The organism is Arthrobacter sp. TJ-263 (assembly GCF_058269155.1).
The window spans coordinates 1,409,386-1,424,641 of record NZ_JBZCNE010000001.1; the positions used below are offsets into that span (position 1 = coordinate 1,409,386).

The window sequence follows — 15,256 nt, forward strand, 5'->3', positions numbered from 1 at the left end:
GGCTGGTGCCCCGGGGTGCCCGGTCCAACGCCTGGAACGGCGGCAACGAAATTTCCTCGGCCGCGGGCGGCCTCCGAAATATTAAAGCCGCCTTCCTCCAGGCGCCGGACCGGGCAAGGTCCGGATGTCGCCTAAACCTCTTCGACAGAACTCGGCTCGGCCCGTGAGAGGTCGATGCCCAGTTCCTCCGCGGCCCGGAAGACTTCTTCATCCGAGTCACGCATCTCGATCGTCGTGCCGTCGGTGGAGAGGACTTCCACGTTCAGGCAGAGCGACTGCATTTCCTTGATCAGGACCTTGAAGGACTCGGGAACACCCGGCTCGGGGATGTTCTCGCCCTTGACGATGGCCTCGTAGACCTTGACGCGGCCGTGGATGTCGTCCGACTTGATGGTCAGGAGTTCCTGCAGCGTGTACGCCGCGCCGTAGGCCTCGAGGGCCCAGACCTCCATCTCGCCGAAGCGCTGGCCACCGAACTGTGCCTTACCACCCAGCGGCTGCTGCGTGATCATCGAGTACGGGCCGGTGGAACGCGCGTGGATCTTGTCGTCCACCAGGTGGTGGAGTTTCAGGATGTACATGTAGCCGACCGAGATCGGGTCCGGGAACGGCTCGCCGGAGCGGCCGTCGAACAGTCGCGCCTTGCCGGACTCGCCGATGAGGCGCTGTCCGTCGCGGGTGACGTTCGTGGAACCGAGCAGGCCGACGATCTCGTCCTCGGTGGCGCCGTCGAACACGGGGGTCGCGACGGTGGTCGAGGAGATCTCCCGGGGAAGGTTCGGGAGGTTCTTCAGCCACTCGGGCTCGCCCTCGATCTTCCAGCCCTGCTTGGCTGCCCAGCCGAGGTGGATCTCGAGGACCTGTCCCACGTTCATGCGGCCCGGGACACCCAGCGGGTTCAGGACGATGTCGACGGGCGTGCCGTCCTCCAGGAACGGCATGTCCTCGATCGGGAGGATCTTGGAGATGACGCCCTTGTTGCCGTGGCGGCCGGCGAGCTTGTCGCCGTCGGTGATCTTGCGCTTCTGCGCCACGTACACGCGGACGAGCTGGTTGACGCCCGGGGGCAGCTCGTCGTCGTTGTCGCGATCGAAGATGCGCACGCCGATGACCGTACCGGACTCGCCGTGGGGGACCTTCAGCGAGGTGTCGCGGACTTCGCGGCTCTTCTCGCCGAAGATGGCGCGCAGCAGGCGCTCCTCGGGGGTCAGTTCCGTCTCGCCCTTGGGGGTGACACGGCCCACGAGGATGTCTCCGGCCTCGACCTCGGCACCGATGTGGATGATGCCGCGCTCGTCGAGGGCTCCGAGGACCTCCTCGGAGACGTTCGGGATGTCACGCGTGATCTCCTCGGCACCGAGCTTGGTGTCGCGGGCATCGACCTCGTGCTCCTCGATGTGGATCGACGTCAGGACGTCGTCGGAGACGATGCGCTGCGACAGGATGATCGCGTCCTCGAAGTTGTGACCCTCCCAGGACATGAACGCGACGAGCATGTTCTTGCCGAGCGCGAGCTCGCCCTGGTCCGTGGAGGGACCGTCGGCGATGATCGTGTTGTACTCGACGCGGTCACCTTCGGCGACCAGGACGCGCTGGTTGTACGCGTTGCCCTGGTTGGAGCGGGCGAACTTCATGATCGGGTAGTTCGTCTCGGTGCCGTCGTCGTTGAGGATGCTGACGAGGTCCGCCGACACCTCCTTGACGACGCCGGCCTTCGTCGCGGTGACGGCGTCACCGGCGTCGACGGCGGCGTTCTTCTCCATGCCGGTGCCCACGAGGGGGCGCTCGGAACGGAGCAGGGGCACGGCCTGGCGCTGCATGTTCGCACCCATGAGGGCGCGGTTCGCGTCGTCGTGCTCCAGGAACGGGATCATCGCTGTCGCGACGGACACCATCTGGCGCGGGGAGACGTCCATGTACTCGACCTCGCCGGGTACGACGAGCACGGGCTCGCCGGAACCACCGCGGGTCCGGACGAGGACCATGTCCTCGACGAACGTGTTGTCCGCGGCGAGGGGCGCGTTCGCCTGGGCGATGAGGCGCTCCACCTCGTCGTCGGCGGTGAGGTAGTCGATCTGGTCGGTGACGATGCCGTCGACGACCTTGCGGTACGGGGTCTCGATGAAGCCGAACGCGTTGATCCGGCCGTAGGAGGCCAACGAACCGATCAGGCCGATGTTCGGGCCTTCAGGGGTCTCGATGGGGCACATGCGTCCGTAGTGCGAGGGGTGGACGTCTCGGACTTCCATGCCTGCACGGTCACGGGACAGACCACCGGGGCCCAGCGCGGACAGGCGACGCTTGTGCGTCAGGCCGGCGAGGGGGTTGTTCTGGTCCATGAACTGCGAGAGCTGGGAGGTCCCGAAGAACTCCTTGATCGCGGCGACGACGGGGCGGATGTTGATCAGGGTCTGCGGCGTGATCGCCTCGACGTCCTGCGTGGTCATCCGCTCGCGGACGACGCGCTCCATCCGGGACAGGCCCGTGCGGACCTGGTTCTCGATGAGCTCGCCCACCGCACGGATGCGACGGTTGCCGAAGTGGTCGATGTCGTCGACCTCGACGCGCAGCTCGACGTCGCCGCCGTCACGCTTGCCGCCGAGGGTCTTCTCGCCGGCGTGCAGCGCGACCAGGAACTTGATCATCGCGACGATGTCGTCGATGTTCAGCACCGACGCGTCGGAATCCGTGAGGTCCTTGTCGATGCCGAGCTTGCGGTTGATCTTGTACCGGCCGACCTTGGCGAGATCGTAGCGCTTGGGGTTGAAGTACAGGTTGTCCAGCAGCGTCTGGGCAGCCTCGACCGTGGGGGGCTCGCCTGGTCGCAGCTTGCGGTAGATGTCCAGGAGGGCGTCCTCGCGGGTCTCCGTGGCGTCCTTCTCCATGGTGGCGCGGATGGAGTCGTACTGGCCGAACTCCTCGAGGATCTGGCCCTCGGTCCAGCCGAGCGCCTTCAGGAGCACGGTGACGGACTGCTTGCGCTTGCGGTCGAGGCGGACGCCGACCTGGTCGCGCTTGTCGATCTCGAGCTCGAACCAGGCACCGCGCGACGGGATGATCTTCGCGCTGAAGATGTCCTTGTCACTGGTCTTGTCGGCGGTGCGCTCGAAGTAGGCGCCCGGCGAACGGACGAGCTGCGACACGACGACACGCTCGGTGCCGTTGATGACGAAGGTGCCCTTGTCGGTCATGAGGGGGAAGTCACCCATGAACACGGTCTGCTGCTTGATCTCACCCGTGTTGTTGTTCATGAATTCGGCCTTGACGTACAGCGGGGCGGAGTAGGTCGCGTCGCGATCCTTGCACTCGGCCATCGTGTACTTGGGGTCGGCGAACTCGGGCTCGGAGAAGCTCAGGGACATGGTGCCCTGGAAGTCCTCGATCGGGGAGATCTCCTCGAAGATGTCCGCGAGGCCGGAGGTGGTGGCGAAGCCCTGCAGCCCCTTCTCGAGCGCTTCCTCTACACGGGTCTTCCAGCGCTCGTTGCCGACGAGCCAGTCGAAACTGTCCGTCTGGAGCGCGAGGAGATTGGGAACGTCAAGCGGTTCGTGAATCTTTGCGAATGAGAGCCGGGGTGCGGCGCCGTCGGCGTCGACCTGGCTGGTAGCGGTTGCATTATTAGAGGTGCTCGGGGCGACCAAGAGGGATCCTTCCACAGACCGTCAGGCTTGTCAGCGCCTTCATCTCGGCACCGCCACCGCAGGATGCTGCGGGGATCTCAGTGCTCACCGGAGTCTGCTCACATCCGTCCCAACCGTGGGGCCAGGTCAAATGACGAGAGCAGAGCAAAGCCCACCGCTATATGAAGGCTGAGGTTCGAGGGAAGACGCAAAGACCTACACTACGGGAAGGGCAGGAATAAGTCCAATAGCTCCTCTCCCCCTTTTCCGTCAAGCCGCCGCGCCTCGCACCGGGGAGTGGAGATGGGGAAGGCCGGGCGCGCGAGCTCCGGCCCTACCCGGCGGCGGGCTCCGGGAGCGGGCCCGTGCTCACGTCGCCGCGGAGCCGCTTGACGATCAGTTCGGCACTGATCAGGCACATCGGGATGCCGATGCCCGGCACGGTGGAGCTGCCCGCGTAGAACAGGTTCTCCACCTTCGCGCTGCGGTTCGAGCCGCGGAAGAACGCGCTCTGCTTCAGGATGTGCGCCGGTCCGAGGGAGGTCCCCCGCCAGGCGTTGAGGTCCTCCGCGAAGTCCTGCGGTCCGTAGCTGCGCCGCACGACGACGCGCTCCGCCAGATCGGGGATGCCCGCCCACTCGGAGATCTGGCCGATGACGGCGTCGGCGAGGTCCTCGACCCGCGGGTCTCCCCCGCGCTCCAGCCCGCCCTTGCCGATCCCCACGTCCGCGGGGATGGGCACGAGCACGAAGACGTTCTCGTGGCCCTCGGGCGCGACGGAATCGTCCGTGGCGCTGGGACGGCAGACGTAGAGCGACGCCGGCGAGGGCACCGAGGTCTCCTTGCCGAAGATCCGCCCGAAGTTGTCCCGCCAGTCGGTGCTGAACAGCAGCGTGTGGTGTTCGAGCTGCGGGAGGGTGCCGCGCACGCCCAGGTACAGCAGCAGCGCGCTCGGTCCGGGGACGCGCTTCTCCCAGTACTTCTCCGGGTAGGTCTGGAGGTCCGACGGCAGGAGGGTCGTCTCCGTGTGGTGGAGATCGGCTGCGGAGACGACGAGGTCGGCGGCGGTCGACGTCGTCGTGTCCGCGGTGCGGTGGGTGACCGACCGCACCGTCGCGGTCCGGCGGTCCAGGGGCGACCGGCCGGGCGTGCGTGCGTCCGTGTCGATCGAGACGACGTCGGCACCGGTGCGGATCTCGACGCCCGCGCCCTCCGCGACGCGGCGCATCGCGTCGATGAGCGTCGTGAAGCCGCCCATCGGGTAGAGCACGCCGTCGTCGAGGTCGAGGTGGCTCATCAGGTGGTACATGCTCGGGGCGTCGAAGGGCGAACTGCCGAGGAAGACGGCCGGATACCCGAGGATCTGCTGGAGACGGGGGTCCTCGAACCGCTTCTCGACGAACGACTGCAGCGGCTGCAGGAGGAGCAGGCCGATGCGGGGCAGCCGCTTCAGGACGTCGGGCCGGAGGAACGGGAGGAAGGAGTGGAACGTCGAGTAGAGGAAGCGCTTCTTGGCGATCTCGTAGGCGTCCTCGGCGGAGTCCAGGTACTGCGAGAGCTGCTCGCCGGCCCCGGCCTCGAGGGACTCGAAGAGCTTGGTGACGGCCTCCCGTTCCGCGGGGACGTCGACGGCGTCGAAGCCCTCCTCGAAGATGACGCGGTAGCCGGGGTCGAGCTTTACCAGCTCGAGCTGCTCCGCGGCGCTCGTGCCCATCAGCTTGAAGAAGTGGTCGATCACCTCGGGCATCAGGTACCAGGAGGGGCCGGTGTCGAAGCGGAAGCCGTCCTGTTCCCAGGACCCCGCCCGGCCGCCGACCTCGTCCCGCTTCTCCAGCAGGGTGACGCGGTGGCCCTCCCGTGCCAGGAGGGCCGACGTCGCCAGTCCGCCGATCCCGCCGCCGATCACGACGACGTCCTTCGCCCCCACACGTGCGCGCCTGCTCTGCTGTGCGGTCATGCCGTCCTCTCCTGCGCGGCAGGTTCCGGTACCGCGCGACCGGTGAAGGCTTGCGCCATGATGCGGAACTTCACCGGGTTTGGAACCCTGATCCGTGCCCGAAGGAGTTCCTCGGCGGGGGTGCGCCGGAGGCGCACCGCGAGGTCGGTGAACAGGCCCTGTGCGAGGGCGACGGCGCGGCGCGGCGTCGGGGGCAGCCCCGGGAGCGCGGCGGCCGAGATCCGCAGGTCCTCGTCGATGTCGTCCAGCAGGCGGTTCTTGTCCGCCTCGGTGAAGTTGCCGGGCCGGACGCCGGGGAAGTAGCTGCGCCCGAGGGTCGTGAAGTCCTCGGCGAGGTCCCGCAGGAAGTTGATCTTCTGGAAGGCCGCGCCCAGGTGCCGTGCGCCGTCGACCAGCACGGCGTCCTCCTCGGGCGGAACCGTCCGGCCCACCAGGAACGCCTTCAGGCACATGAGCCCGACGACCTCCGCCGAGCCGTACACGTACAGGTCGAAGGAGTCCTGGGTGTGCTCGTGCTGGGTGATGTCGGCGCGCATCGAGGCGAAGAAGGGGCGGGTGAGGTCGACGCCGATGCCGGTGTTCCTCGCCGTGACCGCGAAGGCGTGCACCACGAGGTTGGCGCTGTAGCCCGTGGCCATGGCCGTCTCGGTGTCCCGCTCGAGGTCGTCGAGCAGGCGCTCCACGTCCGCGTCGGAGAGGCCGGCCCCGGCAGCGGCGCCGTCGACGATCTCGTCCGCCACGCGCACGAGGGCGTACACGGCCTCGATGGCGCTGCGCGTGGTGCGGTCGAGGATCCTCGACGCCAGGCCGAAGGACGTCGAGTAGCAGCGGATGACCTCGGCGGAGGTCCTCAGCGCGGCGTCGGTGTAGCGCGCGAGCGAATCGTCCACGCCCACTCAGTGCACCCTGTCCACGACGGCGGTCACGACCGGTTCGAGCGCGGACCGCAGGGCGGACGGCACCGCCGCCGACTCGAGGTGCGTGCGGGCACGCGACGCGTACTGGGCGGCGAGATCCGCGGAGTAGTCCTTCGCACCGCTGTCCACGAGGATCCGCCGCACGAAGTCGGCGTCCGACGCCGACATGCCGGGGCTCCCGACGAGCGAGGAGATGCTCTCCCATTCGGGGCGCGCGGACATGTAGGACAGGAGCGCCGTCCGCTTGCCCTCGCGCAGGTCCCCCCAGTTCGTCTTCCCGGTGCGCGTCTCGCTGCCGAAGACGCCGAGCAGGTCGTCGGCGATCTGGTAGGCGATCCCGGCGTCGCGCCCGAAGTCGCCGAGCCGTTCGACCACTTCCTCCTCGGCGCCCGCGAGGACGGCGCCGGCCTGGAGGGGCCCCTCGAAGGAGTACACCGACGTCTTGAGGCGGGCCATCTGGACGATGTCCTCGAGCGGGGGCACGTCGGCGCTGAGGGAGGTCTCGACGTCGAGGAACTCCCCGGCCGCGGAGGCGAACACGGCGTCGTCGAGGATGCCCCCCAGCCGGCGGCGCGTGGCGGGCGGGGCGGCGACCCGCTCGAGCAGGCGGTAGGCGTTGGACAGTGCGAGGTCGCCGGCGATGACCCCGGCGGAGAGCCCGACGTGGCGTGCTCCGTCCGGGGACAGGCCCGCGGCCTCCGCCACACTGCGGTAGCGGCCGGACACGTTCGGGATCCCCCGGCGGACGAAGTCGCGGTCGATCACGTCGTCGTGCACGATCAGGGCCGTGTGGAGGAGCTCGAACGCCGCGCCGAGTTCGGCGGCGTTGTCGAGGTCCCGCCCGCCGAGCATCTGGTAGGCGGACATCACGAGGCGGGGCCGGAAGCGCTTGCCACCCGTGGTGCAGCGCTCGAGGGTCTCCCACAGGGCGTGATAGCCGGGGCCGATCTTCGCGGCGCGGTTCTTGGACTCCTCGAAGAACCGCCCGAGGGCATCCTCGACCTGCTCCAGCCCGGCGGGCTCGACCAGCAGAGTGTCCATGTCCATAGGTAAAGTAAACAACGGAAAGTGCGCCCTTGACGACACGCGGGGGCGGACGGCGGCGGGCCGGCCACGCGGCGACGCCGCCCCCCGCGCCACGCGCGGACAACCAGCGAAAAGAGAGCCACCATGGCGAGCGAAACAGGAACCATCGAGCACGGGACGGCCGGTAGGGGCGGCGGCACACGGCGGGACGCCGAGCTCGTCGTGCTGCTCGCGGAGGACGGCACGCCGCTCGGGACGCAGGAGAAGGCGACCGTCCACACCCTCGACACGCCCCTCCACCTCGCCTTCTCGACCCACGTTTTCGACGGCGAGGGGCGCATCCTCGTGACCCGGCGCGCGCTCGGCAAGAAGGCCTGGCCCGGCGTATGGACCAACTCCTTCTGCGGGCACCCCGCCCCGGGCGAGGACTTCGAGGATGCGGTGCACCGGCGTGCCGCCCAGGAACTCGGGTTCACGGTCAGGGACGTGCGGGCCGCACTGCCCGACTTCCGTTACCGGGCCGTGGACGCCGGCGGGATCGTCGAGAACGAGATCTGCCCCGTCTACACGGCCGTCGCCGACAGCGCCGTGGCTCCCCTGCCCGAGGAGGTCATGGACCACCAGTGGGTGGACGCTCGGAGCCTCGTGCGAGCCGTCACCGCCACCCCGTGGGCCTTCAGCCCCTGGCTGACCCTCCAGCTGCCGCTGCTCTACCCGCAGGGCGCCGACGGGCCGGGGCCGCACCGGCGCGACTGAACCCGGTCGGAGGCGGAGGGACCAGGCCCTAATCTGGTAGCGGCACCATTTCAACGACGAAAGAGAGTTTCGCCATGGCGACACCCACGCCAGCCCCCGACGACGTCGTCCTCGTCGGCGGAGCCCGCACACCCCTCGGGCGCCTCAACGGACAGCTCGCCTCCTTCACCGCCGTCGACCTCGGCGCGCTCGCCATCACGGGTGCGCTGGAGCGGGCGGGGGTCGATCCCTCCGCCGTGGACGCCGTCATCATGGGCCACGTGGTGCAGGCGGGCTGCGGCCAGAACCCCGCGCGGCAGTCGGCCGTCAAGGCGGGCATCCCCTGGAACGTCCCGGCCGTCACCCTCAACAAGGTGTGCCTGTCCGGGCTCACCGCCGTGATCGACGCCGCCCGGCTGATCCGCAGCGGCGAGGCGCGCGTCGTCGTGGCCGGCGGCCAGGAGTCCATGACGCGTGGTCCCCACCTGCTCCCGGGCGCCCGTCAGGGATGGACCTACGGGTCCATCCACGCCCTCGACTCCGTGGCCCACGACGGGCTGACCGATGCGTTCGACGACGAGTCGATGGGGGCCTCGACCGAACGCGGCAACGTGCGGCTCGAGATCGACCGCACGGCCCAGGACGCGGTCGCCGCGGCGTCCCACCAGCGGGCCGCGGCTGCCACGGACGGCGGGGTCCTCGCGGAGGAGATCGTCCCGGTGACGGTACCGCAGCGCAAGGGCGACGACGTCGTCCTCACGGCCGACGAGGGCATCCGCCCGACGACGAGCGTGGAGTCGCTCGCGAAGCTGCGGCCGGCGTTCAACCCGGACGGCGCGATCACGGCGGGCAACTCCTCCCCGCTGTCCGACGGCGCCGCCGCGCTCGTCGTCACCACCCGCGCCCATGCCGAGGAGCTCGGGCTCACGGTGCTCGCCGTCGTCGGCCGCCCGGGCCAGGTGGCGGGCCCGGACAACACGCTCCACTCGCAGCCCTCGGCCGCCATCAGCCAGGCCCTCGACCGTGCGGGGTGGTCCGCGGCCGATCTGGACTTCATCGAGATCAACGAGGCGTTCGGCTCGGTGGCCGTGCAGTCGCTCAAGGACCTCGACTACCCGCTCGAGAAGTGCAACATCCATGGCGGGGCGATCGCGCTCGGCCACCCCATCGGAGCGTCGGGTGCCCGGCTGGCGTTGCACGCGGCCATGGAGCTCGCGCGCCGCGGGACCGGGAAGTCCGCCGTCAGCCTGTGCGGCGGAGGCGGCCAGGGCGAAGCCCTCCTCCTCTGGCGCTGAGGCGTCCCCCGATCCTCCTGTCGGACGAGAAGAGCCCCGCTTCGTGAGAAGCGGGGCTCTTCCGTCGTGCGAGCGGCCGGCACGCGCCGGCCGGAGGTGCTACTTGAGGGTAACGGTGGCGCCGGCGGCCTCGAGGGCCTCCTTGGCCTTCTCTGCGGCTTCCTTGGTGGCACCTTCGAGGACGGCCTTGGGCGCGCTGTCGACGACGTCCTTGGCTTCCTTCAGGCCCAGCGAGGTGAGCGCGCGAACTTCCTTGATCACTGCGATCTTCTTGTCGCCTGCAGCCTCGAGGACGACGTCGAACGCGGTCTGCTCCTCTTCGACAGCATCTGCGCCGCCGCCGGCGGGGCCGGCGACTGCAACTGCAGCAGCGGTGACATCGAAGGTCTCCTCGAACAGCTTCACGAAGTCCGAGAGTTCGATGATGGACAGTTCCTTGAAGGCCTCGATGAGCTCTTCGTTGGTGAGTTTCGCCATGGGAGGCGTCCTTCCTTTAGTGGTGCAGTGCACCGGAATATGTGGGGCGAAGGAAAACTAGTTCGCTTCGGGTGCTGCGGCTTCCTCGACGGGAGCCTCCGCGGGAGCTTCTGCGGGCGCAGCGGCTTCCTCGGTTGCAGCGGGAGCGTCGGCATCGGCTGCAGGTGCAGCGTCGCTTCCCTCCTCGAGCTTGATGCGCAGGGCATCGACGGTGCGTGCCAGGGAGGACATCGGTGCCTTGAGGACACCGGCCACCCGGGCGAGCTGGAGTTCACGGGACTCGAGGGCCGCCAGGGCGATGACCTCGGAGGCGTTGAGCGCCTTGCCCTCGAAGATTCCGGTCTTGATGACGAGCTTCGGGTTGGCTTTCGCGAAATCCGTGAGGCTCTTGGCTGCAGCAACGGCGTCGCCCTTGATGAAGGCGATCGCGGTAGGTCCGGAGAGCTGGCCATCGAATGCGTCGATGCCTGCTTCCTTCGCCGCGATGCCGGTCAGGGTGTTCTTGACGACGGAGAACTTGTTGTCGGTGCCGAGCGCACGACGCAGGTTCTTCAGCTGAGCAACGGTGAGCCCGCGGTATTCGGTCAGGACAGCGGCGGTGGATTCCTTGAAATCGGTGGCGATCTCATCCACTGCGGAAACCTTTGTTGGCGTTGCCATAACCCTCCTTCCGGGGGAATATGCGCCGGCTTTCCAGCTCCAATGAAAAACGCCCCGCGCAGATGCACGGGGCTTTGCTCGACACGGGCCGGGGCCAGTGGAGAGGAGCTTCGTTCACCTGCGTAGGCCGTCCCTCACGGGCACTTTCGGATCCTGATCCTTCTTCCCTGCAGCTCACGAGTGAGCAACCGGGAAGCGGACGCGGACCGACCGACGGTCTTTGGTGCCTCAAGCCTACGTGACGCCCGAGGCGTCTCCAAATCGGTGCGGGGGAAGCACCTTCTGCCAGCCGGCCGTCCGGCCCGCCGGCCGGAAGCCGAGTGCCACGTTCACGTCGAGCATGAACGTGTTCTCCTCGGCGTTCCAGGTGTAGACGCGCTCCGCGCCGGGCCATTCCGCGAGCACACGCCGGAGGTTGGCCGCCTTGAGCCACAGGCCGAGCCGGTGGCCCCGATGCTCGTCGAGGACCAGCGTGTCCTCCTGGTGGACGATGGCGGGCCTGGAGGCGAAGCGCTCGAGGATGGTGTGCCCTACGAGGTGTCCGCTGGGCCGGTGCCGTGCCGCGCAGACAAGGGTCGATGTCCCGCCCTCCGCGGACCTCCCCTCCTCCCGACGGATGCGGTCCGCGTCCCACTGCTCCTCCTCCTGGGCGAAGCCGCCGAGCGGCGGGTCGGTGCTCATCTTCCGCCGCAGCAGGGAGTAGTCCGCCAGCAGCCCGTCCGGGCAGCGCCCACCCCACGCCACCAGCTCGTAGTCGGGCGCGCCCACCCTGCCCGCATCCTGCTCCAGTTGCTGCACGCCCTCCAACCGGTCGAGGTGCAGCACACTCAGGCGATCCACCTGGACGAGCTCGAATCCCGACCGCAGGGCGAGGATCGCGGACGCATCGCCGGCGGGGAAGGATCCCGCGCCGGTCGGCGGGACGATCATGGCACCCTGGTCCCGGCCGTCCCCGACGGCCACGTCGCTCCAGGACATGATCGTGGTACGCCCCCTGAGCCGCACCTGCTGCTCCGCGAAGGCGAGCAGCGCGGCACCCAGCCCCCGCCGCCGGTACGCCGGTAGCACCTCGATCTGCAGGAATGCCGCCTGCAGGTTGTCCCGGAGCGGGAAGCCGAGGCGCGCGTTGGCCACGATGCTGCCACCGTCCCACGCCACCCCGAGCACGTACTCACGATCGGGGCTCGGCTGCATCATCGCGATTCGCTCGTCCGGCGCCGTGCAGAAATCGTCATGACCCCACACGGCGTGCTCCACCGCGTTGCTCACGGCCGCGCTCCGCCGGAACCCGTCGCCTCCCTCGACGTCGAGCGTGCGGGGAATCGGTAGCTGCTCGATGGTCGCCGTAATCACGGGCCCAGCATAGCCCTGCGATTGGGACCTCTCAATCACTGTTGCCCCCAGACACGAAGAAGCCCCGCGGCTGATGCCGCGGGGCTTCTTCGGGAACAACGCCTCAGACGGCGAAGACCTTGGTGACGTTCGGGTCGACGGAGATGCCGGGACCGAAGGTGGTCGAGACGGTCGCCTTCTGGATGTAGCGGCCCTTCGAGGCGGAGGGCTTCAGGCGGAGGATCTCCTCGAGCGCCGCGGCGTAGTTCTCGCCCAGCTTCTGCTCGTCGAAGGACACCTTGCCGATGATGAAGTGAAGGTTCGAGTGCTTGTCGACGCGGAAGTCGATCTTGCCACCCTTGATGTCGGTGACGGCCTTCGCGACATCTGCCGTGACCGTACCGGTCTTCGGGTTCGGCATCAGGTTGCGGGGGCCGAGGATCTTTCCGAGGCGTCCCACCTTGCCCATGAGGTCAGGGGTCGCCACGGCCGCGTCGAAGTCGGTCCAGCCGCCGGAGACCTTTTCGATCATGTCGTCGGACCCGACGAAGTCGGCGCCGGCCGCGATGGCCGCCTCTGCCTTCTCGCCGGTCGCGAAGACCAGGACGCGGGCGGTCTTGCCGGTGCCGTGGGGGAGGTTCACGGTGCCGCGGACCATCTGGTCCGCCTTGCGGGGGTCCACTCCGAGACGGAAGGACACCTCGACCGTGGCGTCGAACGTGGAAGGGTTGGTCTCCTTCGCGAGGACTACCGCTTCGAGGGGGGCGTACTGCTTGTCCGCCTCGATCTTCGCGGCAGCTCCCTTGTATGCTTTGCTGCGCTGTGCCATCTGCTTGTTCTCCTTATGCAGTCGTGGTCTGCGGACCGCGCTGGGCCCTGCCACTCACGACGTCGTCCGCGGGAGCGTCGCCGTCGTGCCTATTGGTGGTGTGCCCTGTCCGTCGAAGCCGGACCGGGCGGGGGTGGGGTGGTTAGCCCTCGACCGTGATGCCCATGGAGCGGGCGGTACCGGCGATGATCTTCGCGGCTGCCTGGACGTCGTTGGCGTTGAGGTCTTCCATCTTCATGGTGGCGATCTCCTCGACCTGGGCGTTGGTCAGCTTGGCGACCTTGACCGTGTGGGGCGTCCCCGAGCCCTTGGCGACTCCGGCCGCCTTCTTGATCAGCTCGGCTGCCGGCGGGGTCTTCGTGACGAAGGTGAACGAACGGTCCTCGTACACCGTGATCTCGACGGGGATGACGTTCCCGCGCTGGGACTCCGTGGCGGCGTTGTACGCCTTGCAGAATTCCATGATGTTGACACCGTGCTGGCCAAGCGCGGGACCGATGGGAGGGGCCGGGTTGGCGGCACCTGCATTGATCTGCAGCTTGATGAGGCCGGTGACCTTTTTCTTGGGGGCCATGAAAGGGTCCTTCTCTTGCATTGCGATCCCGCGGGACAGGAGCGTCCTGCGGGGTGGTGGCCGTCATGGCGTGACGGCCTTCACGGTGCCCCCGGCCAAGCACGCCGGGTGGCACCGAAGCTTTACTGGATCTTGGTGACCTGGTTGTAGGAGAGCGTGACCGGGGTCTCGCGCTCGAAGATCGAGACGAGCACGACGAGCTGCTGCGACTCGTGCTTGATCTCGGAGATCGTCGCCGGGAGGGTCTCGAAGGGACCCTCGTTGACGGTGACGGACTCGCCGACCTCGAAGTTGACCGTTGCGGGAGTGAACTGCGGCTGGACGGGCTTGCCGGACACCGCGTCCGTGTGGACGATGGTGTGCTCGAGCATCGAGAAGACCTCGGAAAGGCTCAGCGGGACCGGGTTGTGGGCATTGCCCACGAAGCCGGTGACGCCCGGGGTGTGCCGTACGGCACCCCAGGACTCGTCGGTCAGTTCCATGCGAACCAGTACGTAGCCGGGGATACGCACGCGGTTGACGATCTTCCGCGTGGTGTTCTTGATCTCGACGACCTCTTCCATCGGGACCTGGATCTCGAAGATGTAGTCTTCCATGTCCAGCGTCTGGATGCGGGTCTCGAGGTTCGCCTTCACGCGGTTCTCGTAGCCGGCGTAGGAGTGGATGACGAACCAGTCGCCCTCCTGGCGGCGGAGTTTCGCCTTGAACGCGACCACGGGGTCCTCGACGGGAGCTTCCTCGGCGGCCTCGTCGGTGGCTTCCGGGGCCTCCGCCTCGGCGTCCCCGGACACGGCATCCGCTTCGTCGGCGTCGTCGTCGGCGTAGTCGTCGTCATCGGCGGCAGTGTCGGCGTCGGAGGCTGCGGCCTCGTCGACGGCGTCGATCGCCGTGGCCTCGATGTCGGAGTCGGTGGAGTCGTCGACCGCGTCGGAGCCGTCAGCAGGCACGTCGATGTCGGCGGAGTCCACCTCCGCCTCCGTCCCGTACTCCTCGTTCTCCAGACCATCTTCGGGAGTGATCTGCCGTTCGAGTTCTTGCTCGGACACCTAGCCGCCTGCTTTCTGACATTCTTCGAAGGTTGTTCTGCTTGCCTGCACTCGACCCGGCGCTCCGCCGGCGGTGCGTCGGTGGGGTGTCCCCCAGGGCAACGTCAGTTGCCGCCGAACACCCACAGCGCGCCGGCCCCGAACAGGAGGTCCAGTCCGGTCACGATGAGCATCATGATGATCACGAAGACGAGGACGGTGATGGTGAACCGGACCAGCTCCCGGCGGGTCGGCGTGACGACCTTCCCGAGCTCCGCGAGGACCTGGCGGATGAACAGCATGATGCGTCCGAAGAACCCGCGCTGGGGTTCCTTCTTCTCGGAGGGGCTTCCCTTGGAGCTGCTCGCAGCCGTATCGGTCACCGTCAACCTCATCAATCTGTGTGGTGTTCCAGCCGGACCACCAGAGGCGCGTCCAGCTGATCATGTTTACCGTCGCGCGGAACCGATACCTGCGTCGGGACTTCGTGATCTGTTTCTGCCGTGCCTTCGCCGTCGTTCCGCGAAGGCCACGCGCAGGGCAGACAGGACTCGAACCTGCAACCTGCGGTTTTGGAGACCGCTGCGCTACCAATTGCGCCACTACCCTTTGGTCTTGAACCGGTACAGCTCCACTCCGGACGGCCCGGGGAGGGCACGAACCATCATGGTGTTTCAACACCGAGGGACAAGTCTACGCATTCACCGCCGGAACGTCGAACCGGCAGCATTCGCACCCGCCACGGCGCCCTCCCCGGACGTGGCACGGCAGCGGCCGCGCGGACGCTCCGGCGCAGGGAGGCGGCCCTG

Annotated in this window: 13 protein-coding genes and 1 tRNA gene; 2 read left to right on the forward strand and 12 right to left on the reverse strand. The window is 68.1% G+C overall.

What is annotated here, in order from left to right:
• Positions 1–131: 131 nt before the first annotated feature.
• From rpoB to AC4D2F_RS06700, 4 genes are all read right to left on the reverse strand, one after another.
• Positions 132–3,641, reverse strand: a complete 3,510-nt coding sequence (rpoB, locus tag AC4D2F_RS06685) for a DNA-directed RNA polymerase subunit beta (RefSeq protein WP_104166389.1) — start codon at positions 3,639–3,641, stop codon at positions 132–134.
• Between the two features lie 313 nt (positions 3,642–3,954).
• Entirely contained in the window at positions 3,955–5,577 is a 1,623-nt protein-coding gene (gene crtI, locus AC4D2F_RS06690; protein ID WP_490909922.1) for a phytoene desaturase family protein, read from the reverse strand.
• On the reverse strand, positions 5,574–6,467 hold the full coding sequence (locus AC4D2F_RS06695) for a phytoene/squalene synthase family protein (RefSeq protein ID WP_490909923.1): 894 nt from the start codon (positions 6,465–6,467) through the stop codon (positions 5,574–5,576). Before AC4D2F_RS06695 ends, crtI begins: the two co-directional genes overlap by 4 nt.
• A 6-nt stretch (positions 6,468–6,473) precedes the next feature.
• On the reverse strand, positions 6,474–7,541 hold the full coding sequence (locus tag AC4D2F_RS06700; RefSeq protein WP_490909924.1) for a polyprenyl synthetase family protein: 1,068 nt from the start codon (positions 7,539–7,541) through the stop codon (positions 6,474–6,476).
• Between the two features lie 123 nt (positions 7,542–7,664).
• Here AC4D2F_RS06700 and idi point away from each other — a divergent pair, with 123 nt between their 5' ends.
• Both idi and AC4D2F_RS06710 read left to right on the forward strand, forming a co-directional pair.
• Complete coding sequence (gene idi / locus AC4D2F_RS06705) at positions 7,665–8,276, forward strand: isopentenyl-diphosphate Delta-isomerase (RefSeq protein ID WP_490909925.1); 612 nt, start codon at positions 7,665–7,667, stop codon at positions 8,274–8,276.
• A gap of 74 nt (positions 8,277–8,350) precedes the next feature.
• Positions 8,351–9,550, forward strand: a complete 1,200-nt coding sequence (locus AC4D2F_RS06710) for an acetyl-CoA C-acetyltransferase (protein WP_104166399.1) — start codon at positions 8,351–8,353, stop codon at positions 9,548–9,550.
• Between the two features lie 99 nt (positions 9,551–9,649).
• Here AC4D2F_RS06710 and rplL read toward each other — a convergent pair whose 3' ends face one another.
• The 8 genes from rplL to AC4D2F_RS06750 form a co-directional block, all read right to left on the reverse strand.
• Positions 9,650–10,027 (reverse strand): 50S ribosomal protein L7/L12, encoded by a 378-nt coding sequence (rplL, locus tag AC4D2F_RS06715; protein WP_104121380.1) that lies wholly within the window; start codon positions 10,025–10,027, stop codon positions 9,650–9,652.
• Positions 10,028–10,084: 57 nt separating this feature from the next.
• Positions 10,085–10,687 carry a 50S ribosomal protein L10 gene (gene rplJ, locus AC4D2F_RS06720; protein WP_104166401.1) on the reverse strand — a complete coding sequence of 201 codons (603 nt, stop codon included), beginning with the start codon at positions 10,685–10,687 and terminating at the stop codon, positions 10,085–10,087.
• Between the two features lie 234 nt (positions 10,688–10,921).
• A complete protein-coding gene (locus AC4D2F_RS06725; protein WP_490909926.1) occupies positions 10,922–12,040 on the reverse strand; it encodes a GNAT family N-acetyltransferase in 1,119 nt (372 codons plus the stop codon).
• A 103-nt stretch (positions 12,041–12,143) separates the two neighbouring features.
• Positions 12,144–12,848 (reverse strand): 50S ribosomal protein L1, encoded by a 705-nt coding sequence (rplA, locus tag AC4D2F_RS06730; protein WP_104121382.1) that lies wholly within the window; start codon positions 12,846–12,848, stop codon positions 12,144–12,146.
• Positions 12,849–12,990: 142 nt separating this feature from the next.
• On the reverse strand, positions 12,991–13,422 hold the full coding sequence (rplK, locus tag AC4D2F_RS06735) for a 50S ribosomal protein L11 (RefSeq protein WP_043440576.1): 432 nt from the start codon (positions 13,420–13,422) through the stop codon (positions 12,991–12,993).
• Between the two features lie 122 nt (positions 13,423–13,544).
• Complete coding sequence (gene nusG / locus AC4D2F_RS06740; RefSeq protein WP_490909927.1) at positions 13,545–14,468, reverse strand: transcription termination/antitermination protein NusG; 924 nt, start codon at positions 14,466–14,468, stop codon at positions 13,545–13,547.
• Between the two features lie 104 nt (positions 14,469–14,572).
• On the reverse strand, positions 14,573–14,830 hold the full coding sequence (gene secE, locus AC4D2F_RS06745) for a preprotein translocase subunit SecE (RefSeq protein ID WP_258069770.1): 258 nt from the start codon (positions 14,828–14,830) through the stop codon (positions 14,573–14,575).
• Positions 14,831–14,983: 153 nt separating this feature from the next.
• Positions 14,984–15,056 (reverse strand) — tRNA-Trp (locus tag AC4D2F_RS06750).
• Positions 15,057–15,256 lie beyond the last annotated feature (200 nt).

Bases quoted from the DNA above. Each gene is read 5' to 3' on its own strand.
- idi (WP_490909925.1), top strand. From the start codon at position 7,665: ATGGCGAGCGAAACAGGAACCATCGAGCACGGGACGGCCGGTAGGGGC.
- AC4D2F_RS06710 (WP_104166399.1), top strand. From the start codon at position 8,351: ATGGCGACACCCACGCCAGCCCCCGACGACGTCGTCCTCGTCGGCGGA.
- rplK (WP_043440576.1), bottom strand. From the start codon at position 13,422: ATGGCCCCCAAGAAAAAGGTCACCGGCCTCATCAAGCTGCAGATCAAT.
- AC4D2F_RS06700 (WP_490909924.1), bottom strand. From the start codon at position 7,541: ATGGACATGGACACTCTGCTGGTCGAGCCCGCCGGGCTGGAGCAGGTC.
- rplL (WP_104121380.1), bottom strand. From the start codon at position 10,027: ATGGCGAAACTCACCAACGAAGAGCTCATCGAGGCCTTCAAGGAACTG.
- rplA (WP_104121382.1), bottom strand. From the start codon at position 12,848: ATGGCACAGCGCAGCAAAGCATACAAGGGAGCTGCCGCGAAGATCGAG.
- rplJ (WP_104166401.1), bottom strand. From the start codon at position 10,687: ATGGCAACGCCAACAAAGGTTTCCGCAGTGGATGAGATCGCCACCGAT.
- crtI (WP_490909922.1), bottom strand. From the start codon at position 5,577: ATGACCGCACAGCAGAGCAGGCGCGCACGTGTGGGGGCGAAGGACGTC.